Annotated in this window: 23 protein-coding genes and 1 tRNA gene; 15 read left to right on the top strand and 9 right to left on the bottom strand. The window is 40.0% G+C overall.

The window, feature by feature from the left end:
- Nucleotides 1–48: 48 nt before the first annotated feature.
- Both hopG and hopF read right to left on the bottom strand, forming a co-directional pair.
- Nucleotides 49–1,461 (bottom strand): Hop family outer membrane protein HopG, encoded by a 1,413-nt coding sequence (hopG, locus tag CS889_RS01315; protein WP_089086599.1) that lies wholly within the window; start codon nt 1,459–1,461, stop codon nt 49–51.
- A gap of 12 nt (nt 1,462–1,473) precedes the next feature.
- Entirely contained in the window at nt 1,474–2,883 is a 1,410-nt protein-coding gene (hopF, locus tag CS889_RS01310; protein WP_414842565.1) for a Hop family outer membrane protein HopF, read from the bottom strand.
- Nucleotides 2,884–3,073: 190 nt separating this feature from the next.
- On the opposite strand from hopF, the gene CS889_RS01305 reads away from it, so the two are divergent.
- From CS889_RS01305 to nikE, 3 genes are all read left to right on the top strand, one after another.
- Nucleotides 3,074–3,149 (top strand) — tRNA-Ala (locus CS889_RS01305).
- A 105-nt stretch (nt 3,150–3,254) separates the two neighbouring features.
- Nucleotides 3,255–4,277 (top strand): ABC transporter permease, encoded by a 1,023-nt coding sequence (locus CS889_RS01300; protein ID WP_172825089.1) that lies wholly within the window; start codon nt 3,255–3,257, stop codon nt 4,275–4,277.
- A 9-nt stretch (nt 4,278–4,286) separates the two neighbouring features.
- The gene (nikE, locus tag CS889_RS01295; RefSeq protein ID WP_089086597.1) at nt 4,287–5,837 is read left to right on the top strand and encodes a nickel ABC transporter ATP-binding protein NikE; all 1,551 of its coding nucleotides are present in this window, start codon (nt 4,287–4,289) and stop codon (nt 5,835–5,837) included.
- Between the two features lie 75 nt (nt 5,838–5,912).
- Here nikE and CS889_RS01290 read toward each other — a convergent pair whose 3' ends face one another.
- Genes CS889_RS01290 through CS889_RS01280 form a run of 3 tightly spaced genes read right to left on the bottom strand, consistent with a single transcriptional unit; the run spans nt 5,913 to nt 9,046 of the window.
- Nucleotides 5,913–6,452 carry a DUF2393 domain-containing protein gene (locus CS889_RS01290; RefSeq protein WP_089086596.1) on the bottom strand — a complete coding sequence of 180 codons (540 nt, stop codon included), beginning with the start codon at nt 6,450–6,452 and terminating at the stop codon, nt 5,913–5,915.
- Nucleotides 6,453–6,458: 6 nt separating this feature from the next.
- On the bottom strand, nt 6,459–7,547 hold the full coding sequence (locus CS889_RS01285) for a prohibitin family protein (RefSeq protein WP_001121051.1): 1,089 nt from the start codon (nt 7,545–7,547) through the stop codon (nt 6,459–6,461).
- A gap of 20 nt (nt 7,548–7,567) precedes the next feature.
- Entirely contained in the window at nt 7,568–9,046 is a 1,479-nt protein-coding gene (locus CS889_RS01280) for a DEAD/DEAH box helicase (RefSeq protein WP_079361715.1), read from the bottom strand.
- Between the two features lie 188 nt (nt 9,047–9,234).
- Between CS889_RS01280 and CS889_RS01275 the strand changes: the two genes are divergently transcribed.
- From CS889_RS01275 to hcpE, 12 genes are all read left to right on the top strand, one after another.
- Nucleotides 9,235–10,263, top strand: a complete 1,029-nt coding sequence (locus tag CS889_RS01275) for a flagellar basal body P-ring protein FlgI (protein WP_000832079.1) — start codon at nt 9,235–9,237, stop codon at nt 10,261–10,263.
- Entirely contained in the window at nt 10,260–10,577 is a 318-nt protein-coding gene (locus tag CS889_RS01270; protein WP_000609416.1) for a hypothetical protein, read from the top strand. Before CS889_RS01275 ends, CS889_RS01270 begins: the two co-directional genes overlap by 4 nt.
- Nucleotides 10,574–11,719: an acid survival sensor histidine kinase gene (flgS, locus tag CS889_RS01265; RefSeq protein ID WP_089086595.1), complete on the top strand. Its 1,146-nt coding sequence runs from the start codon at nt 10,574–10,576 to the stop codon at nt 11,717–11,719. Before CS889_RS01270 ends, flgS begins: the two co-directional genes overlap by 4 nt.
- 225 nt (nt 11,720–11,944) lie before the next feature.
- Nucleotides 11,945–12,379 (top strand): DNA starvation/stationary phase protection protein, encoded by a 435-nt coding sequence (dps, locus tag CS889_RS01260; protein WP_000846467.1) that lies wholly within the window; start codon nt 11,945–11,947, stop codon nt 12,377–12,379.
- A gap of 20 nt (nt 12,380–12,399) precedes the next feature.
- Nucleotides 12,400–12,684: a DUF2018 family protein gene (locus tag CS889_RS01255; RefSeq protein ID WP_001206072.1), complete on the top strand. Its 285-nt coding sequence runs from the start codon at nt 12,400–12,402 to the stop codon at nt 12,682–12,684.
- The gene (locus CS889_RS01250) at nt 12,677–13,072 is read left to right on the top strand and encodes a hypothetical protein (protein ID WP_089086594.1); all 396 of its coding nucleotides are present in this window, start codon (nt 12,677–12,679) and stop codon (nt 13,070–13,072) included. The genes CS889_RS01255 and CS889_RS01250 overlap by 8 nt, the downstream gene beginning before the upstream one ends.
- 9 nt (nt 13,073–13,081) lie before the next feature.
- Nucleotides 13,082–14,005 carry a polyprenyl synthetase family protein gene (locus tag CS889_RS01245; RefSeq protein WP_089086593.1) on the top strand — a complete coding sequence of 308 codons (924 nt, stop codon included), beginning with the start codon at nt 13,082–13,084 and terminating at the stop codon, nt 14,003–14,005.
- Nucleotides 14,005–15,354: a glutamyl-tRNA reductase gene (gene hemA, locus CS889_RS01240; RefSeq protein WP_089086592.1), complete on the top strand. Its 1,350-nt coding sequence runs from the start codon at nt 14,005–14,007 to the stop codon at nt 15,352–15,354. The genes CS889_RS01245 and hemA overlap by 1 nt, the downstream gene beginning before the upstream one ends.
- A gap of 3 nt (nt 15,355–15,357) precedes the next feature.
- Nucleotides 15,358–17,091 carry a proline--tRNA ligase gene (gene proS, locus CS889_RS01235; protein WP_089086591.1) on the top strand — a complete coding sequence of 578 codons (1,734 nt, stop codon included), beginning with the start codon at nt 15,358–15,360 and terminating at the stop codon, nt 17,089–17,091.
- A 10-nt stretch (nt 17,092–17,101) separates the two neighbouring features.
- Nucleotides 17,102–18,022 carry a hydroxymethylbilane synthase gene (gene hemC / locus CS889_RS01230; RefSeq protein ID WP_089086590.1) on the top strand — a complete coding sequence of 307 codons (921 nt, stop codon included), beginning with the start codon at nt 17,102–17,104 and terminating at the stop codon, nt 18,020–18,022.
- Nucleotides 18,022–18,393, top strand: coding sequence for a c-type cytochrome (locus CS889_RS01225; RefSeq protein ID WP_001979559.1), 372 nt, complete (start codon nt 18,022–18,024; stop codon nt 18,391–18,393). The genes hemC and CS889_RS01225 overlap by 1 nt, the downstream gene beginning before the upstream one ends.
- A gap of 111 nt (nt 18,394–18,504) precedes the next feature.
- On the top strand, nt 18,505–19,572 hold the full coding sequence (hcpE, locus tag CS889_RS01215) for a Sel1-like repeat protein HcpE (RefSeq protein ID WP_099169081.1): 1,068 nt from the start codon (nt 18,505–18,507) through the stop codon (nt 19,570–19,572).
- Between the two features lie 783 nt (nt 19,573–20,355).
- Here the strand turns inward: hcpE and CS889_RS01210 are convergent.
- From CS889_RS01210 to dsbK, 4 genes are read right to left on the bottom strand one after another with little or no spacing between them, the layout of a single operon-like run.
- A complete protein-coding gene (locus CS889_RS01210; RefSeq protein WP_089086588.1) occupies nt 20,356–20,886 on the bottom strand; it encodes a PepSY-associated TM helix domain-containing protein in 531 nt (176 codons plus the stop codon).
- Entirely contained in the window at nt 20,886–22,058 is a 1,173-nt protein-coding gene (locus CS889_RS01205; RefSeq protein WP_089086587.1) for a glutathionylspermidine synthase family protein, read from the bottom strand. The genes CS889_RS01210 and CS889_RS01205 overlap by 1 nt, the downstream gene beginning before the upstream one ends.
- 25 nt (nt 22,059–22,083) lie before the next feature.
- The gene (locus tag CS889_RS01200) at nt 22,084–22,734 is read right to left on the bottom strand and encodes a UPF0323 family lipoprotein (RefSeq protein WP_000743546.1); all 651 of its coding nucleotides are present in this window, start codon (nt 22,732–22,734) and stop codon (nt 22,084–22,086) included.
- Between the two features lie 15 nt (nt 22,735–22,749).
- Complete coding sequence (gene dsbK, locus CS889_RS01195; RefSeq protein WP_089086586.1) at nt 22,750–23,547, bottom strand: protein disulfide-isomerase DsbK; 798 nt, start codon at nt 23,545–23,547, stop codon at nt 22,750–22,752.
- Nucleotides 23,548–23,549: the final 2 nt, after the last annotated feature.

The following is a 23,549-nucleotide window of genomic DNA, read 5'->3' as shown; positions in this document are numbered from 1 at the left end:
GAATACCAAAAAAAAGTAAAAAGCCTCTTTATAAGCCCTAAAAAGAGCTTAAAAACCTATCGTGTAATTGATATAGAACGCATACAAACGCCTGTAATCCACATCAGCCCCATTGGCCCTCAAATACCTTTGATTGATCGCTGGGATTTTCACGCCAAATTCCATCCCATGCTGAATGCTTTGAGACGCGCTCAAAAACCGGCGGTGCATGGTGCTGGCAAAATGAGCCCTTAAGCCCAAATTGAACAAAAATTGGAAATTCGTGGGAGTGGGGTTTTCTTTAAACGAGTCTTTAATCTGATTTCTTAAAGAGCTATCCCAAGTGTTACCCGCTATTTGAATGCCCCCAAACACCCCCACATTCAAAGATTGATCGCTAAAAACCCTCCTAAAGATATTCCATAAAAAGTCCGTGCCAGCGCCATAAGTAAAGATATTCGCCTTAACAGCACTATTAAGACTGCCCAATTGCGTAAAGCCGTAATCAAAGAAAGCGTAATATCGTAAGCCTATATTCCGCTTGTTCCCAAAAAATTGCTTATAGCCCATTTGAATGCCAAAGCCATTAATAACCCCATGCTGAGAGCTTGTGCCTGGCCCAAATTGGGGCAAGTAAGGCTCATCGTAATTATTTAGCATTCCTCCTAGCTGTTTTAGATTCTCTTGGTAAGTAGCGATTCGATCCGAGATGGTTTTCACATCCTTTTGAAGCATGGCCCCTGCACCACCGCTCTTATTCAAGCTTTCTGCGATCTGGCCTAGCTTTGCTGCAGAAGTGTCATTAAAAAGCTGCATTTGGGCTAATAGCCCTTTTAAAAACACCGAATTACTATCCAGATTCACCCTTGTAAGCGCGTTTAAAAGCGCCACACTCTCCGTGGCTAAGAGACTGAATTCATTTTGAGAATTATAGAGAACTTTTATAATCCCCACATATTCAGGAACGACTCCATTATTACTGCCATTATTACTATTATTAACCAAGTTATACAGCACGTTACTCAAATACACTTGCAAGGCTTGAACGCTATAAGCGTTTTTATTCGCTTCAAAGCGTTGCTCAATTTGGGGGAGTATTTTTTTAAACTGGGTTAATTCTGCGTTATTGTTATCAACAGCTTTATTAGTGTTAATAATTTGATTGCCTATCCCTAAAAGAGCGTCCATGGTCGTGTTTGTCGCTAAGGTTAAAAGCCCATTACCCCCTGCCATACCCACGCCCACTTGGCGGAAATCATCAATGACATTATTCCTTAGGGTGCTGCCTTTGTTATTGATGTTTTGTTGCGCGCCGCCGATTTGATAGCCCACTCCCATGTAAAAGCCATCGTCTTCAGCTAACGCCATGCTTAAAGGAAGGCTAAAAAGCAGAGCGGTTTTCAAAAGCCCCTTTTTGAGCACGTGGTATTGACCTTTTTTCATTCTTGTATTCTTTATCTCTTTTGTATTGGTGTTTTTCATCAAGAGCCTTCCTTAAAAACCGACTGAATAGCCCACATAGAAGCTAAAATTCCTCATATAGCTCGCGCTTGAGCCTTGGGTTGCGAAATATTTATGAGCGATAACAGGGATTTTCACCCCAAATTCTATCCCTTGGTCTAGCCTGTGCTTGTTGAAATTGGTTTTTGCAAAGTTGGTGCGCACGCCCAAATCAAACAAGAATTGGAACGAACTGGACTTGACATCAGGCCTTTGCCCGCTCAATAAGTTCGTTACATTAGTGCTCCAAGTTTGCCCTGCAATTTGAGCGCCAAAGAAAAGACCGATTGTAGTCCTTTCCCTCCTTCTAGAGCGTTCATACACGTTGTATAAAAAATCCGTTCCTACCCCATAAGTAACAAGATTCGCTCCCACTTTTAAATTCGTATCGCCAAAATTCGCATAGCCATAATCCAAAAACCCGTAATACCTTAAGCCGATATTTTTCTTATGGGTGAAAAATTGTTTATAACCCATCTTAGCCCCAAAGCCGTTCATGCTCGCTGACTGATAATCTTTGAGCGAAAAGAGGTTAGGGATATAAGAAATCTTATAAAGAGAACTAGCCGAAGATTCAAACTGACCTAATACCGTATTAATGATGTTTATGGTTCTGTCTAGCCCTTTCTTATAAATAAGCTGATTCCCACTAAAACAAGACGATGCACCGCTACAGATATTTTTTTCAATAAAACTCCCTAACCCCAAAGTCTCACGATCCAAAGAAATCCCGCTCTTAATCAAAGCATTCAGCTCGCTCACCGTAGAATTAGCCCCTATCAAGCCCGTTTGCGAAGAAAAATTTTGCATGCCTGTGGCAATATCGCCCACACTCACGCCATTATACGCTCCATTAGTCCCGCCCGCGCCTAAAAGCATGACTTTCATGATGTTTTGGTATAGCTGTTCGTTATTGTTTTGTTGGATTTTACTCAAATCCACTTGCCCCAAAGCTAAAACGATGTTTTGAGCCACTAAGAGCATGCTATCAGTGATACCGATTTGTTCTTTCCCCACATCCACCACCAAAGGCTTAATGACACCTTCTGAAGCGTATTGTTGGGATAGATCTAGTAGTTTTCCTAAAATCCCTAGAGATTGCTCTAAATTGACTAAAGCTTGGTTGGGTTGCCCGTTTGGTTGCGGATTGTTTTTTAGGCTTTCACTCAAAAGAGTTTTTGTTTTATTCCCTAAAATATCCAAGTAGTAGGATAAGGGAATGGCAGAAGTTTGCAACCTCACAGCCCCATCTCTAATGAGTTGCTTTAATTCTTGTGCTTGAGTGAAGCCTGGATTTTTCAATTCCTGTCTGGCCAAACTCGTCTGGTAATCTATGACAAAAAACGCCCCATCTTCTTCAGCATTGCATGCACACACGCCCGCTATTAAAGAAAGAGCCATCATCTTTTTAAGGGGGTAATTTTTCAAAAATATCCTTTTTGCTTTGGTAGGTAAGTGATTTTACTTAATCCATAAAAGAAACTCTCTAATTTTAAGATAATCATTCTTAATTTGCTATTAAGTGTTTCAAAAAAGCATCAAATTGACATCTTTTGAGCAAAATGTTATAATGTCTGCTTGATTTTGAATTAATGGGGTGTTAGCTCAGTTGGGAGAGTGCAACGCTGGCAGCGTTGAGGTCAGGGGTTCGAACCCCCTACACTCCACCATTATTTATTACGCTTATCCCTTTTCTTTATTGATCAAACCCGTTTTCTTGCTAGCATTACCCATAATTAATTATAATCTTAGAAATTGTTTTTCATCAAGGGAGTTTGAGCGTGAGCAGTTTGTTTAAAATGCGCATTCTGAGTTTTAAAAAGAATAAGCGGGCGGTGTTTTCACTCTATCTTTTTATCGCTTTATTAGCGCTTTCTCTTTTAGCCCCCTTGTGGGTGAATGATCGCCCCTTATTCATCTATAAAGACAATAAAGCGTATTTCCCCATGTTTAAAAACTATGCGGAAGTGGAGTTTGGAGGCGATTTTTTCACCCCTACGGATTATAACGATCCTTATGTGCAAAACACGCTTTTAAAAGACGCTTTCATCATCCATGCGCTCATCCCTTATAGCTACGATACGATCATTATGGATTTAGACTCGCCTGCCCCTAATCCTCCAAGCTTCAAACACCTTTTAGGCACAGACGATCAGGCCAGAGACGTGTTAGCCAGGCTGGTTTATGGCTATCGGGTTTCGTTAGTGTTTGGGATTTTACTCACCCTTTTTAGCGTTCTTATTGGCGTGAGTTTGGGGGCGTTTCAGGGGTATTATGGAGGGTTGGTGGATTTATTGGGGCAAAGATTGAGCGAGATTTGGAGCGCCATTCCTATGCTTTTTTTACTCATTGTGATTTCTAGCGCGTTTAATTCTAATTTCTGGATCATCTTGTTTTTAGTCTTGCTCTTTAGCTGGATGGGGCTTTCTCAAGTCGTGCGCACGGAGTTTTTAAAAGCAAGGAATATGGACTACACCAAAGCCGCTAGAGCGCTTGGGGTGAATGATTTAAAAATCATTTTCTACCATGTTTTACCCAACGCTTTAGTGGCAACGATCACTTATGTGCCGTTTTTAATGGCGGCTAGTATTTCCATTTTAGTGTCTTTGGATTTCTTGGGTTTTGGCATGCCCATAGGGAGCGCGAGTTTGGGCGAATTAGTCAATCAAGGCAAGGATAACCTCACCACGCCTCATTTAGCGGTTGTAGCCTTTGTAGCCATCAGTTTGTTGCTTTCTGTTTTGGTGTTCATTGGCGAAGGGGTGCGCGATGCTTTCAACGCTAACATGCTCAAATAAAGGGGTTACATGCTAGAAATCAAGAATTTAAACTGCGTTTTGAATGCGCATTTTTCGCTCCAAAACATCAATATTTCTTTAAGTTATGGTGAAAGGGTGGCGATCGTGGGCGAAAGCGGGAGCGGGAAAAGCTCTATCGCTAATCTCATCATGCGATTAAACCCTAGATTCAAGCCCCATAATGGCGAAATCCTGTTTGAAACAACCAACCTTTTAAAAGAAAGCGAAGCGTTCATGCAACATTTAAGGGGGAATATTATCGCTTACATCGCCCAAGACCCCCTATCCAGCCTAAACCCCTTGCATAAAATCGGCAAGCAAATGAGTGAAGCCTATTTTTTACACCATAAAAACGCTTCTCAAACGCTCCTTAAAGAACAAGTTTTAAACGCCATGAAACAAGTCCAATTAGATGAAAAATTTTTGGATCGTTACCCTTATGAGTTGAGCGGAGGGCAACGCCAAAGGGTGTGTATCGCTATGGGCATTATTAATGCGCCCAAACTGCTCATTTGCGATGAGCCTACCACCGCGCTAGATGCGCAAATCCAAAACCAGATTTTAGACTTGCTCAAGCAATTGAGCGCGGAAAAAAACATCGCTCTTTTATTCATTAGCCATGATTTAAAAGCGGTCAAACGCTTGGCTGATAGGGTTTATGTGCTAAAAAAAGGCGAGATAGTAGAAACCAATTTGACTAAAGATCTTTTTAATGACCCCAAGCACGAATATTCAAAACTCTTGATTCAAGCTTCTAATTTGCCCGCTAAAAATTTAAAAGCGCTAGACGAGACGCTTTTAGAAGTGAAGGATTTTAGCGTTTATTACTTGCAAAAACGCTTCTTTAGGCCTTCTTTAAAAAAGCCCCTTATCGCATCAGTCAATTTTTCCCTCAAAGCTAAGGAAAACATCGGCATCATTGGCGAAAGCGGGAGCGGGAAAAGCTCTTTAGCGTTGGGGCTTTTAAAACTCGCTCTAAACAGCGGAGAAGAAAAGATTTTAGGCCAAAGCGTGGGGCCTTTAAATTCTAAGGCGTTCAAACCCTACCGCAAGATCTTGCAAATGGTGTTTCAAGACCCTTACGCCTCATTAAACCCTCGCTTAAGCATTCAAAGCATTTTGATAGAAGCTTTACGCTTTGCTTACCCTAAGGCTTCCAAAGAAGAATGGCACCATTTGGCTGAACTTTGTTTAGAAGAAGTGCGCTTGAATTCTGAATTGCTTAACTTTTACGCTTATGAGCTCAGTGGAGGGGAACGCCAAAGAGTAGCGATCGCTAGAGCGATTGCCTTAAAACCTAAAATCATTCTTTTAGATGAGCCTACCTCTGCTTTAGACAAAAGCATTCAAAAAAGCGTGTTGGAATTATTGTTGAATTTACAAGAAAAGCAGGATTTGAGCTATTTGTTTATCAGCCATGATTTAGATGTGATCAAAGCGTTTTGCGATAGGGTGTTAGTGATAAGTGAGGGGAAAGTCGTGGAAACAGGCGCTATTGAAGAAGTGTTTGAAAACCCCAAACACGCTTATACGAAGCGTTTGTTGGAGTCTAGGCTTTAAAGCTTTATTTTAAAATTCATGCCTTTAATGTGTTTTTTAATCGCTTTTTTATAATGGGCGTTATCTTTTCATTTTCTATAAACAAAACAAAGAAACTTGATAGGGGGCTGTTTTTGAATAAGGGTAGTCGTCAATAAAGAATGAAAAGACCTTGGATTCTTTGGGCAAAATCTTTTCTTTAAAGGTTTTTTCATAGCTTTTTTTGACAAACCATTTAAAAGCTCGCTCTTCCACAAAATTGTGAGGGTTTTTAAGGACTTCTAGGCGTAAAACGCATTTGTTTAGACTGAATCTGGAATGGTTTTTGACTCCCACTTGCAAAGAAAAAGCGTTGCTATAACTTAAGGGGTTAGCGTGCAAGATGCGCGTTTCTATGGGGTAAATCGCTTGAGTGAGTAAGACATCCAAAACAAAAGGCATGCTTAAAAACGCGCCCAAAAAAGCCGCTGTTGTTATATAACTAGCCCAGCGGTTTCTCAAAAGCAGAGCCAAAAGGAGCAAAATCGCGCAAAAAAGGATTAAAACGCTCGCTATTAAAACGCTGATTAAAGTCGCTTGGCTTAAAAATCCCTTAAAAGACTCCAAAAAAGCTTGGATAAAGGCAAGAGACGCCATGCGTTTTTAAGGCTCTTTACTCTCGGCAATGCTAGATTTAACCTTACTTTTAGTGTCAATCCAAATGTTAGGCACAGCCCCGCCTGGAGTGAGCATGATTTGAGCGTTATTATTCGTTTTTAACGCTTCATTAAACTGGCCTTGAACTTCAATTTGGCGCAGCCTTAAAAGCTTGTCGCTCAAGCTTTGCGAAATGCTTAAATTGGCTTGAGATTTCGCCTTAGCTTCAATCACGATCGCATCCGCCACGCCCTGAGCCTTAATCCTGTTAGCGTCCGCTTCCCCTTTAGCCAGAGCGGCTTGTTTTTGAGCTTCTTGCTTGGAGCGCTCTACCTCGTATTTCACCCTTTCTGATTCTTGGCGCGCGATTTGGACTTTTTCAATTTGCTCTTTAATCTTAGCGGGCAAGACGATTTCTCTCAATTGGATAGAGCTTAATTCCACAGGGGTGTTGGGGAGCTTAGAAACTTCTTTATTGATACCGCTATTAATAAGAGCGGCGATTTCATTGCGCTTAATGGGTAAATCTTCAGCCGGATAGCGCCCCACGACAGATCGCACCACATCGCGCACCACAGGGTTGATGATCTTTTGCTCCCAAGACAAGCCATAAGTAGCGATCGTTTGGGGGGTGGTTTGGGGGTTTAGGCGGTATTGCACGGTGAGTTCAATAGAAACGGTCAAGCCCCTACTATCCATCACATTAATAGCGTCGTTTCTAAAAATCCCTTGGTTTTTACCCGCCACGCCCATGTCTTCGGTGCGTGAAAAATTGATATTTCTGATCCTTGTATCCACAATGAGGATGTCTTGAATGATAGGCACAAAAAAGTGGATTCCTGGCTGTAAGGGGGTGGGCTCGTATTTCCCGGCGGTGATTTTAATGCCAATTTCTCCTGAGCTAATCACTTCAAAAGGCTTAGCCAAAAAAGCGATAACGCCTAAAAGGACAATGACGATTAAAACCGATAGTTTTTTAGAATTAAAAGAGTTAGACGGCGGAATGAAACGCCCCCCATTATTAGGCGTATTAGGAGTGGGGGTTTCTCTTTGAGGATTTTTCTTTTTTAAATGTTCGTTCAAATCAATGGGCATGAATTTCCTTTTTAAATATTTTAACGGCGTTTGGGTTTTTTAGAATGGTGGTTCGTTTTAGAGCCTTTTTCTCTGTAATGGCCCTTTTTGAAAGAACGCGCTGGCTCATGCGGGTGCGTTTTTTTGTTAGAGGGTTTTGGCGTTTTCTCTTTAGGGTTTTGAATCGCATCAATTTCTTGCTGGTTCAAGCCGATTTTGCTGGTTTCAAACTGCAAACTCAAAAGTTTTAAAACCAATTGAGACGGCTCAAAAATTTCGGTAAGCTGTTCATAAAGACTGATGATCCCTTCAGACACTTTAGCGTCATGCAAGGTTTTGATGATCTGATTTTCGTTAATGGTGGGGATCTCAAAAAGTTCAATCTCTGAATCAATTTCTTTTTGCATGCGTAAAAGCTCTTTGTATTCTAAGGGGGTTACTAAAGTGATCGCCATGCCTTTTTTGCCCGCTCGCCCGGTTCTCCCGATGCGGTGGATATAGCTCTCGGTATTTAGGGGCAAGTGGTAATTAAACACATGGCTTACACCGCTAATATCTAGCCCACGGCTCGCTACATCTGTAGCCACCAACACATCAGCGTCATTTTTTTTAAACGCCATGATAGAAGCGCGCCGATCCCTTTGATCCATATCCCCATGCAAGGCGGTGCTTTTGTAATTTTTAGAAGCAAGGAATTGGTGCAATTCATCGGCTTCTTTTTTGGTGCGCGTGAAAACAATGCTCTTTTTGGGCGCTTGGGTGTCTAAAAGGCGCATGATAGCTTCAGCCCTCTCATGCTCATTGATCACATAAAAGCGTTGGGTGATGTCAGTGTTAGTGATATTAGAAGGAGCGATATGGATTTTAATAGGGTTTTCTAAAATCTTATCCGCTAATCTTTTAATCGGCTCTGGCATCGTGGCTGAAAAAAGCAAAATCTGCGCTTCGCTAGGGAGGTAGTCAAAAATCTCTTCAATATCGTCTAAAAACCCCATATCTAGCATTTCATCGCTTTCATCTAAAACGACCACTTTAGGCACAAATTTATGGATGCGCTCGTTTTTTAAATGATCCAACAGCCTTCCTGGCGTGGCGATCATCACTTGGGGGTTTTTCTTAATGAATTCGCATTGTTTTTTAACGCTCTGGCCTCCATACACGCACACGGTTTTAGTCCTAGTGTGTTTGCCCAATTTAAAAATCTCATCGCTAATTTGCATGGCTAATTCTCTGGTGGGCGTGATCACTAAGGCTTCTATGGTGTGGTTGTTTTTAAGGTTATTGATAATGGGCAGAGCGAAAGCGGCGGTTTTTCCTGTGCCTGTTTGGGCTTGCGCGATCACATCTCGGCCTTGTAAAACAGCCGGAATGGCCTTTTCTTGAATGGGGCTTGGGGAAGTGAAGCCGGCTTCATAGACGGATTTTAAAACCGATTCTTTTAAGCCCAAGTCATTAAAACTCGGCTTATGATAAGCGTCATCATCAATTTCTGTAGGGAGTGGTGGTTGATTCAATTCCATGGGAGATTCATACCTCAATTTAATTTGAAACTTTATAAAAAGCTAATAAAAGGCTAAAATTAAAATCTTTGATTTAAAGTTTATAAGATTTTTGAGTATAGCATAAAAATGCGCTCAATTAGGTTTAAAGTTTTTATAAAAGGCTTATGCTAAAATAATTAGAATTAAGGAATAAAGAAAGGATTTGATTGAAACGGGTGTTTTTGTGGCTTATTTTTGTATTAGCCTTCCACAAGCTTTTGGCAGAAAAAATAGGCGATATAGCGAGCGTGGTGGGCGTAAGGGATAACCAGCTGATTGGCTATGGGCTTGTGATTGGCTTAAATGGCACAGGGGATAAATCCGGCTCAAAATTCACCATGCAATCCATTTCTAACATGCTAGAGAGCGTGAATGTTAAGATCTCTGCAGATGATATTAAATCTAAAAATGTCGCTGCCGTGATGATTACAGCCTCCTTGCCCCCCTTTGCAAGACAGGGCGATAAAATTGATATTCACATTTCTTCTATTGGCGATGCGAAATCCATTCAAGGAGGGACTTTGGTGATGACCCCTTTAAATGCGGTAGATGGGAATATTTACGCCCTCGCTCAAGGGGCTATCGTTTCGGGTAATTCTAGTAACTTGCTCTCAGCCAATATCATCAACGGAGCGACTATTGAAAGGGAGGTTTCGTATGATTTGTTCCATAAAAACGCCATGACTTTAAGCCTGAAAAACCCCAATTTTAAAAACGCTATCCAAGTGCAAAACACTTTAAATAAGGTATTTGGTAATAAAGTAGCCATAGCACTAGATCCCAAAACCATTCAAATCACTCGCCCAGAGCGTCTTTCTATGGTGGAGTTTTTAGCTTTAGTGCAAGAAATCCCTATTAATTACAGCGCGAAAAATAAGATCATTGTAGATGAAAAATCAGGCACGATCGTTTCAGGAGTGGATATAATAGTGCATCCTATAGTGGTTACAAGCCAAGACATCACGCTTAAAATCACTAAAGAGCCTTTAAATGATTTTAAAAACACGCAAGATTTAGACAATAACATGTCCTTAGACACCGCTCACAACACGCTGAGCTCTAACGGGAAAAGCATCACCATTGCCGGGGTGGTAAAAGCCTTACAAAAAATTGGCGTGAGCGCTAAGGGGATGGTTTCAATCTTGCAAGCCCTAAAAAAAAGCGGCGCGATTAGCGCTGAAATGGAGATACTATGATAAACAACAATAAAGCCATGTTAGAGCAATACAATGTTTCTAAATTAGCGAGCGAAGAGAAATTAAAAGCGCTAGCTCAAACTAAAAACGACAAGCTCCTCAAAGAACAAACCGATTCTTTTGAAGCGTTGCTTTTAAAATTCATGCTGGATAGCGCTATGAAAATGGATAACCCCTTGTATCCTAAAGCCCCGGGCGATGAGATTTACACATCCATGTATAAGGACACGCTTTCTAAAGAATTGAGCGGGAATTTTGGTTATAGCGAAATGCTGTTTAATTTCTTAAAAGAGCAAGAAAAACAAAAACCATGAAAAAATCCAAGCGTTTAAAACGCCCTTATTTAAAAAACTCCCCTTTGAAACGCTCTTATAAGGCTTCTTCTTTCAAGGGGTTGTTGGAAAACGAAAATAATGTGATTTCATTAGAAAATTTTAAACCCAAAGAGAGCGAAGATTTATTAGAAAACTTTTCCAATAAAAAAGACATGCAAGAATTGCTAGAGCTTTTAAACCAATTCATTTTGCAAAGCTACAAGGTGGAAAAGGAGTTTAAGGATTATAAAGCCCTTTATGAATGGGTCATAGAAATTTTACCGCAAGCGATTTGGGTGATGAATGAAAACGGGAGCTTTTTTTATAAAAATTCTTTAGCCAATCAAAGCCATGAGGTGTTCAATAAGGCTAAATTAGGAAATTTTAACACTGAAATTGAGCATGAAAATAAAAGCTATTTAGTCCAGCAAAACAGCATTCAGGGCAAGCAAATCATCACCGCAACCGATATTAGCGCTCAAAAACGCCAAGAGCGGCTCGCTTCTATGGGGAAAATCTCAGCGCATTTGGCCCATGAGATCAGAAACCCTGTAGGCTCTATCTCTCTTTTAGCTTCGGTGTTATTAAAGCATGCGAACGAAAAGACTAAGCCCATTGTTGTAGAATTGCAAAAAGCTTTATGGCGCGTAGAAAGGATCATTAAAGCCACCTTGCTTTTTTCTAAAGGCATTCAAGCCAACCGCACCAAGCAAAGCTTGAAAACGCTAGAGAGCGATCTCAAAGAAGCCCTAAATTGCTACACTTACTCCAAAGACATTGATTTTCTTTTTAATTTTAGCGATGAAGAAGGGTTTTTTGACTTTGATTTAATGGGGATTGTGTTACAAAATTTCTTGTATAACGCCATTGATGCGATTGAAGCCTTAGAAGAGAGCGAACAGGGCCAGGTCAAAATTGAAGCGTTCATTCAAAATGAATTTATCGTCTTCACCATTATTGATAATGGCAAGGAAGTGGAAAACAAAAGCGCTTTATTTGAGCCTTTTGAAACCACTAAATTAAAGGGTAATGGCCTAGGGTTAGCCCTGTCTTTACAAGTCGTTAAAGCCCATGAAGGGAGCATTGCGCTATTAGAAAATCAAGAAAAAACCTTTGAAATTAAGATTCTTAACGCTTCTTGATTTTGATAATTATCCCCCCTTAAAAAATGAGTTTTACAAAAATGAGTTTTACGATAAAACAAAATTTTAAAAAGATTAAAGAACATTAAATTAAATAGGGTTTATCAGTTTTTGACAAAAATAAGACAAAAAAAATTTTTCATTAACTCTTTTGGTGTAGGATAGCGATCAAGGTTTTTATGAAAATAAAAGCCTAAAAACATTTTATAAAAAAAAGGACTTTTGATGAAAACATTTGAAATTTTAAAACATTTGCAAGCGGATGCGATCGTGTTGTTTATGAAAGTGCATAACTTCCATTGGAATGTGAAAGGTACCGATTTTTTCAATGTGCATAAAGCCACTGAAGAAATTTATGAAGAGTTTGCAGACATGTTTGATGATCTCGCTGAAAGGATCGTTCAATTAGGACACCACCCCTTAGTGACTTTATCTGAAGCGCTCAAACTCACTCGTGTGAAAGAAGAAACTAAAACGAGCTTCCACTCTAAAGACATCTTTAAAGAAATTCTAGGCGATTACAAACACCTAGAAAAAGAATTTAAAGAGCTTTCTAACACCGCTGAAAAAGAAGGCGATAAAGTCACCGTAACTTATGCGGACGATCAATTAGCCAAGTTGCAAAAATCCATTTGGATGCTAGAAGCCCATTTGGCTTAAGCTATCAAAAAGAAGCCAGCATGAGAGATTACAGCGAGCTTGAAATTTTTGAGGGAAACCCCTTAGACAAGTGGAATGACATTATTTTTCATGCGAGCAGAAAGCTTTCTAAAAAAGAGCTAGAAAGGCTTTTAGAGCTTTTGGCTCTTTTGGAAACTTTTATAGAAAAAGAAGACTTGGAAGAAAAGTTTGAATCTTTCGCTAAAGCTTTAAGAATGGATGAAGAGTTGCAACAAAAAATAGAGAGCAGAAAAACAGACATTGTGATCCAATCCATGGCGAATATTCTTAGTGGGAATGAATGAGCTTATCCGCTATGGCTTGATATTCCTCTTTTTTTTAGAGGCGTTTGGGCTTGATTATGGGATAGATAAAACGCTAGAATTAAAAAAAGATGAAGTCTTTAGAGCCGTCATCAAAGACACTTCAAATGAACAAACCAAAGAAATCACGCTCTATTGGACTTTATACGCTAATAAAGGTTTAGTCATCAACATGCGTTTTAACCATTTCCCTTACCAGTTTATTTTATACACCGATCATGCGAGAAACACTTATAACCTTAAAGTTTTTGAAAAAAACTTTTCTTCTAACAGCACTCTGTCGCTTGTGTTTAAAGATTTTAAAAAAGATAAAGCCACTTTAAGGCTTTTAGCCCTTATGCCCCTTATTTTTTCTCCTAAAGATCTTTAAGGAATTTGCATGCAAGAAAAACAACTTCAAGCCATTCAAAACAAAATCGCTTCTTGGATCAAGGAAATTGAAAGCGGCTTTATAGATGCATTGTTTTCTAAGATTGGCCCTTCAAAAATGCTGCGTTCCAAACTCATGCTCGCTTTGTTAGACGAAGAAACAGACGCTATTTTATTAGATAAAGCCTTCAATTTGTGCGCGATTGTAGAAATGATACAGACCGCTTCTTTATTGCATGATGATGTGATTGACAAAGCGACCATGCGCCGAAAGCTCCCTAGCATTAACGCTCTTTTTGGGAATTTTAACGCCGTGATGCTTGGGGATGTGTTTTATTCTAAAGCCTTTTTTGAATTGTCTAAAATGGGGGAATCCATCGCTCAAATCCTCTCTAATGCGGTTTTAAGGCTCTCTAGGGGCGAGATTGAAGACGTGTTTGTGGGGGAATGTTTTAATAGCGACAAACAAAAATACTGGCGTATTTTAGAAGACAAGACCGCTCATTTCATAGAAGCGAGCTTAAAGAGCATGGCGATTCTTTTAAATAAAGATGCGAAAATGTATGCGGATTTTGGGTTGCATTTTGGCATGGCGTTTCAAATCATTGATGATTTGTTAGACATCACTCAAGACGCCAACACTCTAGGTAAGCCCAATTTTAGCGATTTTAAAGAGGGCAAGACCACTCTACCCTACTTGCTTTTATATGAAAAATTGAATCCGCATGAACAAGGGCTTTTAATTTCTTATTTTAAACAAGATAGTCATGAAATCATAGAATGGACTAAGGAAAAATTCAAGCAACATGGTATCATAGAAGAAACCCTTAAGATCGCTCAAGTTTATTCTAAAAAGGCCCTTGAAGCCATTAAAGGGGAAAACAATTTGATTTTAGAAAAACTAGCGCAAGACGTCATTTATAGGACTTTTTAATGGAGTTAGAAACTCATTTGTCAAAATATTTCACTCTAGCCTTTACGCATAAAAGCATGAGCTTAGAAATGCGCGAAAAACTCGCTATCAATTCGCCCATAATGCTTAAAGAATTTTTACAAACGATTAAAACCCACTGCCCTAATATCAAAGAGTGCATGGTGCTATCCACATGCAATCGCTTTGAAATCTATGCGAGCCTGAAACACGGTGCTAATACTCATGAACAAAAAAGCACGTTATTAAAGATTTTGGCTCAAAATAAAAAAATGAGCGTGTCTGATTTAGAAAAATGCGTTTTAATCAACACTGATGAAAGCGCCGTCCATCATGTCTTTAGCGTGTGCAGCAGTTTGGATAGCTTGGTGGTGGGGGAAACTCAAATCACAGGGCAGATGAAAAACGCCTATAAATTCGCCTTTGAAGAGAAATTTTGCTCCAAAGATTTAACCCGATTGCTCCATTTTGCTTTCAAATGCGCCGCTAAAGTGCGCAATCTAACCGGCATTTCCAAGCAAGGGGTCTCCATCTCTTCAGTGGCGGTCAAAGAAGCGCTTAATATTTTTGAAAAAGAAAGGATTAAGGATAAAAAAGCCCTTGTGATAGGGCTTGGCGAGATGGCTCAATTAGTCATCAAGCACCTTTTAAACAAGCAATTTGAAGTGCTTATTTTAGGGCGTAATGCGGCTAAATTTGAAGATTTTGTCAAGGAATTAGAAGAGCCTAAAAAAGTGGGCTTTCAAAATATAGAAAACTTAAGCGCTTATATCAACGAATACGAACTGCTTTTTTGCGCCACTTCTTCGCCGAATTTTATCGTGCGAAATTCCATGTTAAAAGAAACGATTTTCAGGCGTTTTTGGTTTGATTTAGCCGTGCCACGGAATATTGAAAAGCCGACGCTAAATCATATTTTCTTATACAGCGTGGATGATTTAGAGCCTATGGTGAAAGAAAATGTGGGAAACAGGCAAGAAAGCCGAACGAAAGCTTATGAGATTGTAGGGCTTGCCACAATGGAATTTTACCAATGGATCCAAAGTTTAGAAGTAGAGCCTTTGATTAAGGATTTAAGGGAATTGGCTAGGATTTCAGCCCAAAAGGAATTGCAAAAGGCGCTCAAAAAACGCTACGTGCCTAAAGAATACGAAGGCAATATTGAAAAGATCTTGCACAACGCATTCAACACCTTTTTGCACCACCCTACTATCGCTTTAAAAAAGAACGCCCAAAAAGAAGAATCCGATGTGCTTGTGGGCGCGATTAAAAACTTGTTTAATTTAGACAAATCTAACGCTAACCATGTCCAGAATTTGAATCTCTATAAATGCGAATATTACGAGGAATAATGCATGCTATTTTCAAAACTTTTTGCCCCCACTCTCAAAGAACCCCCAAAAGACGCCGTGTTAAAAAGCCATAAACACTTAGCTCAAGCAGGATACATTTATCAAGTAGGCAGTGGGATTTATAATTTCCTACCCTTAGCTAAAAAAGTGCTAGACAAAATAGAAAACATCACGCACAAACGCATGCAAGAGCATGGGGCGCAAAATATTTTAATGAGTTTTGTGGTTTTGGCGAGTTTGTGGGAAAAATCAGGCCGTTTGGATAAATACGGCAAGGAATTATTGGTTTTTAAAGACCGAAAAGACAATGATTTTGTTTTAAGCCCCACTTTAGAAGAAAATATCACCGAAATTGCCGCTAATTTCATCAAAAGCTACAAGCAATTACCCGTGCATCTCTATCAAATCCACACGAAATTCCGTGATGAGATCCGCCCACGATTCGGGCTAGTGAGAGCGAGGGAATTTATCATGAAAGATGGTTATAGCTTTCATGAAGATACTGAAAGCTTGGATAAGGAATTTTTAAACACGCAGAGCGCTTATAAAGAGATTTTAAGCGATTTGGGTTTGGATTTTCGCATTGTGGAAGCGGATAGCGGGGCGATTGGGGGGAGCAAAAGCAGGGAATTTGTCGTTTTAACTGAATGCGGGGAAGACACGATCGTGGTGTGTCAAAATTGCGATTATGCCGCCAATATTGAAATCGCTAAACGCTCTAAAAGGCCTGAGCCTTTAAATGTCCCCAAAGCGCAATTAGCGAAATTCCCTACCCCTAATACCACTAGCGCGCAAAGCGTGGCGGAGTTTTTCAAAACAGAGCCTTATTTTGTTTTAAAAGCGCTTGTTAAAAAAGTGATCCACAAAGATAAAGAAACCCTAGCGTGCTTTTTTGTTAGGGGCGATGACAATTTAGAAGAGACTAAAGCCCTAAACGCCTTGAACATTATAGGGGCGAACGCTTTGGAATTAAGAGAGGCCAATGAAGAAGATTTAAATAAAGCAGGGCTAATAGCGGGCTTTATAGGGCCTTATGGCTTGAAAAAACATGTTTGTTATATTATCTTTGATGAAGATTTAAAAGATAGCGATTGCTTGATCGTTGGGGCTAATGAAAAGGATTTTCATGCGGTGGGCGTGGATTTAAAAGGGTTTGAAAACCTTGTTTATGCGGATATTGTCCAGGTTAAAGAGAGCGATTGTTGCCCTAATTGTCAAGGAGCGTTGAAATACCATAAGAGTTTGGAGGTGGGGCATATTTTCAAACTCGGGCAAGGCTATGCTAAAAGTTTGAAGGCTAGTTTCTTGGATAAGAATGGCAAAGAGCGGTTTTTTGAAATGGGGTGCTATGGGATAGGCATTAGCCGATTGCTCAGTGCGATTTTAGAGCAAAAAAGCGATGATCTAGGCTGTGTATGGACGAAAAATACCGCTCCTTTTGATGTGGTGATCGTGGTTTCTAACCTGAAAGATGAAGCGCAAAAAAAACTCGCTTTTGAAGTGTATGAAAGGCTGCTCCAAAAGGGCATTGATGTGCTATTAGATGACAGAGACGCTCGTTTTGGGGCGAAGATGAGGGATTTTGAATTGATTGGGGAGCGGTTAGCGTTGATTGTTGGGAAGCAAACTTTAGAGAGCAAGGAATTTGAATGCATCAAACGCGCTAATTTAGAAAAACAAACGCTTAAAGACACCGAATTAGAAGAAAAAATTTTAGAAATGTTAGAAAGCGAATAAGGGGGATTGAGTGGGAAATTTAGTGATTGGCTCTAGGGGGAGCGAACTGGCCTTATGGCAAGCGAATCACATTAAAGAACGCTTGAAAAAAGAATGCTCTATGGAAAGCGAGATTCAAATCGTTAAAACCACGGGCGATAAAATCTTAGACGCACCCTTAAATAAGATTGGCGGTAAGGGGCTATTCACTAAGGAATTGGAAGAATTGCTTTTAAAAGGCGCAATTGATTTGGCGGTGCATTCTTTAAAAGATGTGCCGGTCGTGTTTGAAAAGGGGTTAGACTTGGCATGCATCACCAAAAGGGCTGATGTGAGGGACACTTTTTTGAGCGTGAAATTCCCTGATTTGATGAGTTTGCCTAAAGGGGCCAAGGTTGGCACGACTTCTTTAAGGCGCTCCATGCAGATCAAATTCAAACGAAAAGATCTAGACACAGAAAGCTTAAGGGGGAATGTCCAAACCCGTTTGAAAAAGCTTGAATGCGGTGAATTTGACGCTATCATTTTGGCTGAAGCCGGGTTGTGCCGCTTAAACGTTCAAGGGGCGAAATACCGCAAGGCTTTTAGCGTAGAAGAAATGATTCCTAGCATGGGTCAGGGGGCTTTAGGGGTAGAAATGCTCAAAAACCACAAGCATTTTATCACGCTCCAAAAACTCAACGATGAAGAAAGCGCGTTTTGCTGCCATTTAGAAAGGGAGTTTATTAAGGGGCTTAATGGAGGGTGTCAGATCCCTATTGGCGTGCATGCGAGTTTAATGGGCAATGAGGTTAAAATCCAGGCGGTTTTGGGCTTGCCTAACGGGAAAGAAGTCATCACTAAAGAAAAACAAGGGGATAAAACTAAGGCGTTTGATTTAATTCAAGAGCTTTTAGAAGAATTTTTACAAAGCGGGGCGAAAGAGATTTTAGAAAAGGTGCAGTTGTTTTAATGCGTTTATTGATTGCGCCAATTTTGTTCTTGTGGTGGTTAAGCTTGAATGCTAAAGAAGCGGATTTCATCTCTGATTGGGAATACGGGCTGGCTCTTTATAAAAACCCTAGGGGTGTTGCGTGCGCGAAATGCCATGGCATTAAAGGCGAACAACAAGAAATCACTTTTTATTATGAAAAAGGCGAAAAAAAAATCCTCTACGCCCCTAAAATCAACCATTTGGATTTTAAAACCTTTAAAGACGCCTTGAGTTTGGGCAAAGGCATGATGCCTAAATACAACTTGAATTTAGAAGAAATCCAAGCGATTTACCTTTATATCACCTCTTTAGGACATAAAGACGAGCGTAAGGATCCTTCCAAGCCTTAATCAAAGCGCTTGATTTATGTTAAAATAAGGCGTTGTGTTTTTGTTTTTTTTGTTATTTAAAAAAGTCTGATTGAACGCTTTCAAGGATTAAAATTATAAAAGAAGGTAAGAATGAGTGTCAAAATTTTAAAAATATTAGTTGGGGGGTTGCTTTTTTGGGGCTTGAACGCCCATTTATGGGGGAAACAAGACAATAGCTTTTTAGGGATTGGTGAAAGAGCCTATAAAAGAGGGAATTATTCTAAAGCGGCGTCTTATTTTAAAAAAGCATGCAACGATGGGGTGAGTGAAGGCTGCACGCAATTAGGAATCATTTATGAAAACGGGCAAGGCACTAGAATAGATTATAAAAAAGCCCTAGAATATTATAAAACCGCATGCCAAGCTGATGATAGGGAAGGGTGTTTTGGCTTAGGGGGGCTTTATGATGAGGGTTTAGGAACGGCTCAAAATTATCAAGAGGCCATTGACGCTTACGCTAAGGCGTGCGTTTTAAAACACCCTGAGAGTTGCTACAATTTAGGCATTATTTATGATAGAAAAATCAAAGGCAATGCCGCTCAAGCGGTTACTTACTATCAAAAAAGCTGTAATTTTGATATGGCTAAGGGGTGTTATGTTTTAGGCACTGCCTATGAAAAAGGCTTTTTAGAAGTCAAACAGAGCAACCATAAAGCCGTCATCTATTATTTGAAAGCGTGCCGATTGAATGAGGGGCAGGCTTGCCGAGCGTTAGGGAGTTTGTTTGAAAATGGCGATGCAGGGCTTGATGAAGATTTTGAAGTGGCGTTTGATTATTTGCAAAAAGCTTGTGCTTTAAACAATTCTGGTGGTTGCGCGAGTTTAGGCTCTATGTATATGTTGGGCAGGTATGTCAAAAAAGACCCTCAAAAGGCTTTCAATTATTTCAAACAAGAATGCGATATGGGGAGCGCGGTGAGTTGTTCTAGGATGGGCTTTATGTATTCGCAAGGGGACACTGTTCCAAAAGACTTGAGGAAAGCCCTTGATAATTATGAAAGAGGTTGCGATATGGGCGATGAAGTGGGTTGCTTCGCTCTAGCGGGCATGTATTACAACATGAAAGATAAAGAAAACGCCATAATGATTTATGACAAGGGCTGTAAATTGGGCATGAAACAGGCATGCGAAAACCTTACCAAACTTAGAGGGTATTGAAAATCTTAATCAATCCCCCCTAAATCATCTGTTATTTAACTCAAAACTTTTCAAAAATTTGGCTCTGTTTTAAGAGCTAAAGCAGAAACCCACCCTATTAATTTTTCAATCTTTAGTGTTTTTAGGGCTTTGTCTATTTTCAAAAAGAAAACTTTTTGAATGTTTTTTGCGGTTGTTTGGTTGTGTTTATAGTGTATTTTTATGGTGTAAATTTTTGTTAGGTTAGCTTGAAGTGGGTTTTAGATTTAAAACTCCTGTGAAATAAAAACGTTTTAGCGTGTTTTTGCGCTATGGGATAGATATGCGTTTGGTTGTGTTTTTCCAATGGCTTTAATTTATGGCTTTTTGGCGTGGTTATTATTATAAGCACGCTATAAATACGAATCACACGATAACAGAGCGGTATGCGCACGCTATAAAAAGACTTGACAAAAATAACGAAAAATAGTTAAATTTCAGGCGTTCTTTTAAAAATTGTTGTCAGATGAGACAGATAAAAACGCTTTCAGTTTAAAGATAGATGCGAGTTTTAGAGGTTTTTTGTGTTGGTTTAGTTATTCTTTAATTTTTAAAAAATAGGACTTTTAGAACTCATAAGGGGGCATTTTGCGCTTTAACGCCCTCTTCAAACCCAAAACTAAATCCTCCTAATCCCTTAAGATCGCGTTATGAGAAACTATCACTCGCTTTTCGCAAGCTTTTTTATTTTGGTTATCAAAACACCCAAAGGTCTTTTTTAGATTTCATGACCAATATCCAAAACAGAGCTGATATTTTTAAACCCTACAAAGACCAATAGATCGCTCCAAAGAACACCACACTCCCTATTAAAACGCTTACAAACATGCGTTTAGTGTCCTTAAAAGCCACCATTAAAAACGCGCTCAAGTAAAACAACAATAAAAACACGCAAAAAATCCCCAAAAGCGCTTGAAACACGATGCCCACCTTAGCCTTATGCAGCATGATGAGCGCGCCTAAAAAGCCCCTTTCAATGGTTTTGATTTTTGTTTGAGCGTCTTTAGTTTCAAGGTTGATTTCATACAAAGGCGTGCCAATGACTAACGCTCCCCTATGCTCTCTAGGCTCTATCTTTTTAGGCATAGCGATATGGTTTTCTTTTATAAAGTCTTTTAAAAAATCCAATCGTTCTTCTTTTTTTAAGGATTTTTCTAAAACCCACTCTTTGATCTTAGCGCCAGTGTCTTGGCGCGCTTTAAAGAGCAATGAAAGCCCGCTAACCGCAAAAAGAAGCGCCAAAGGGAAGAAAAAAGTGGTCGCATAGATGTGAAAATAACGCATCATTGCCGTCATCATTGCAACCTGTGGCTCACGAATTTAGAAAAATTATCCAAGATCAACCCCCCTTTTCTAAACCCTAACGCGCAAGATTCATAAGCAAAAAACACATTAGGCTGGTAATACAACCCGTTATGCGAATTGAGTTCGTAAAACTCTTGATAAATGGGCTTGTGGTTAGAATAAACGCCATCCGTTTTTAAAAGCGATTGCATGGAAGCTTCAAAGATTTCACTATTCGCCCCTTCCCTGCCAAAAGCCACTTTTTTAATTTGCTTTTTATGGGTTAAAGGCTCATAGCTCGTTTCTAACAATAAGGGGTGGTTGGGGTATCTGTCCCACAAAAGTTTTAAAAAACGCTTGGATTGGAAAAGGATCGTATAAGCCGGGTTTAAAAAAATCGTGTTTTTATTTTCCATCATGCCTTGCATTAAAAGGGCTAATTCTGGCTCATCAATAGCGATGTTTTCCCATGGGATTAATTTGAATAAAAACTCATAATTCAAGCCGTTTTTAAACACGCCCTCTTCTACATTAAACTCCACCTCATCAATGTAAGAAAAATCCGTTTCAAACCCCACGCTTTGAGCAACGTCTTGCAAAAAACGCATGGTGCGCTCTTCTTCAATATTCCCCCTAACGCTTGAAAAAAGGATTTTCCACCCCTCATACAACTCTTCAAAACGGCTCGTGTCTTCACCCAAAGTAACCAGGCGTTTAAAATTCTCGCCAAGCGCTTCATAAAGGTTATTGAATTGCTTGTTTTCATCATAGCCATTGGCTTTGAGTAACGCCCATTGGATCAGCGCAGTTTCATAAAGCATGGTGGGGGTATCAGCGTTAAATTCCAATAATTTAATGGGCTTGCCATCAAGCCCCCCGGCTAAATCAAAACGCCCGTAAATATGCCAATGCACTTCCTCTTCAAAACTCTGTTTGATCATAGGAATGAGCGCGTTAGGAATATCCAATTCAAAAAAGCGATCGTTTTTAATGGCCTCTTCAGCCGTCTCTACAAACATGTCATAAAGCTCATTACAAGCGTCATAATAAGCGTCCGCTTCTTTTTGAGAAACAACCACCATTTCATCAGCGATATAAGATGACATGTCATCATTAGTGTGCCAATCTAAGCCGATTTCTTCTAAGGTCTTATTGTCTAAAGGTTTTAAAGGAATCACTTGCATTTTTTAGCCTTAAATTAAATAGATTTTATGCGTTAAAGCCCCTTGTCCCAGAGCTTACCGCCGGCGAGCTAGTAGGCCTACTAGAGCCAAAAAACCCGCTCTGTCCCTTACTCGCCCCACCCATGCTTGAAGCGCTAGGCGCGCTTTTAGAAAAGGAATTTTGAGAGCGTTGGTAAGCTTGTGGGGATTTATAAGTCCGTTGGGCGTTTTGCTGGTAATTAGGGTTATTGAAAAGCTTGTTGCCAATATAACTCCCTAAAATCGCCCCCGCCGCGCTCCCTAAAATCGCGCTCCCCAAGCCAAAGCCTGAGCTTTCACTCCCCCCACCTCCATTATTAGGCTGGATAAGCTTGCTCGTGCCGTTGTCAATTTTGGCCTCTTCTTCTTTGATGAGCTTTTGAATCTCTTCATTACTAAGCACTCGTTCATTGCCTTGCAAATCGCGCACTATAATGTGGGTTCTTGAGCTGGGGTATTCTTCAACAACCTTGTAAGATTTATCCTTTTGCTCTTCTAAAATCACAAACGCGCCTTTTTGAACGCTTTGACTTAAAGAGCTTTGCTCTTTTTGTTTGTCATCAGCATTGCTCTTACACCCCACAATGCTCACCATCACCAACGCGCTCAAACCACCCACGATCGCATAATCAGAAATCTTTCTGTAGGGTTTTTTCATGAGAGTAGCCTTATATTATGCCTTATAATGGTATAAGAAAGGCACGCCCTTAATCACGCCAGATTCAAAAATCTTTTTAGTGGTATTTTCCACTTTAGTGCGTAAATCTTCAGGCTCTTTTTGGGCGTTAATATCGTATTGGGTGGAATAAATCTTTTCAAGAATAGAGATTTTATCTTCCACGCTCGCTCCCCTAGCCCTAGCCTTCGCCATTTCTTCTTGGATCAAAGCCGCCTTTTTAGCCGAATTGACCCCAAGCCACCCTACTACAACCATTCTCACGGTGTTTTCTTTCAAGTGATCCCTGAGTTTAGTGAGCTCTTTTTGGCAATGCGGGCACATGGGATCAGAAACAATATAAAGGATTTTATCCTTATTTTCAGCGTTAGTAGAGGGCAACTCTATCACATAATCAGCCGGCACTTCATCAAAAAGAGCGTTCAACTTCGCGCTATTTTGTTGCGTAGCGTTAAGGGCTTGGATTTTTTGATTGGTCTCTATGAGCAACTTCACGTCTTCGCTATTATTGCTAAAAAAGATACCGCCAAGCCCTATCACTAAATTACCATCCTTACTCACCACAAGCGGGATTTGGTATTTAGTGTCCGGATCTTCTACCACCACGATTTTTAAATCCTGATTGGATTTCAAGGGTTTAGTCTCTAAAATACGCACCTTTTTATTGGTTTGTTTTTCAATCACTTTAATCAAATTGTCCTGCATCCGTTTGTCATTAGCTGAAACTGAATGTTTAGGGGCTGCCCCTAAGCCTACAAGAAGTAACGCGCTCAACACGCTCGCTCTTAATATCATTA

The sequence above is a fragment of the Helicobacter pylori genome (assembly GCF_900120335.1).
Lineage (GTDB): Bacteria > Campylobacterota > Campylobacteria > Campylobacterales > Helicobacteraceae > Helicobacter > Helicobacter pylori_BU.
This window is presented reverse-complemented; position numbering and strand designations above follow the sequence as displayed.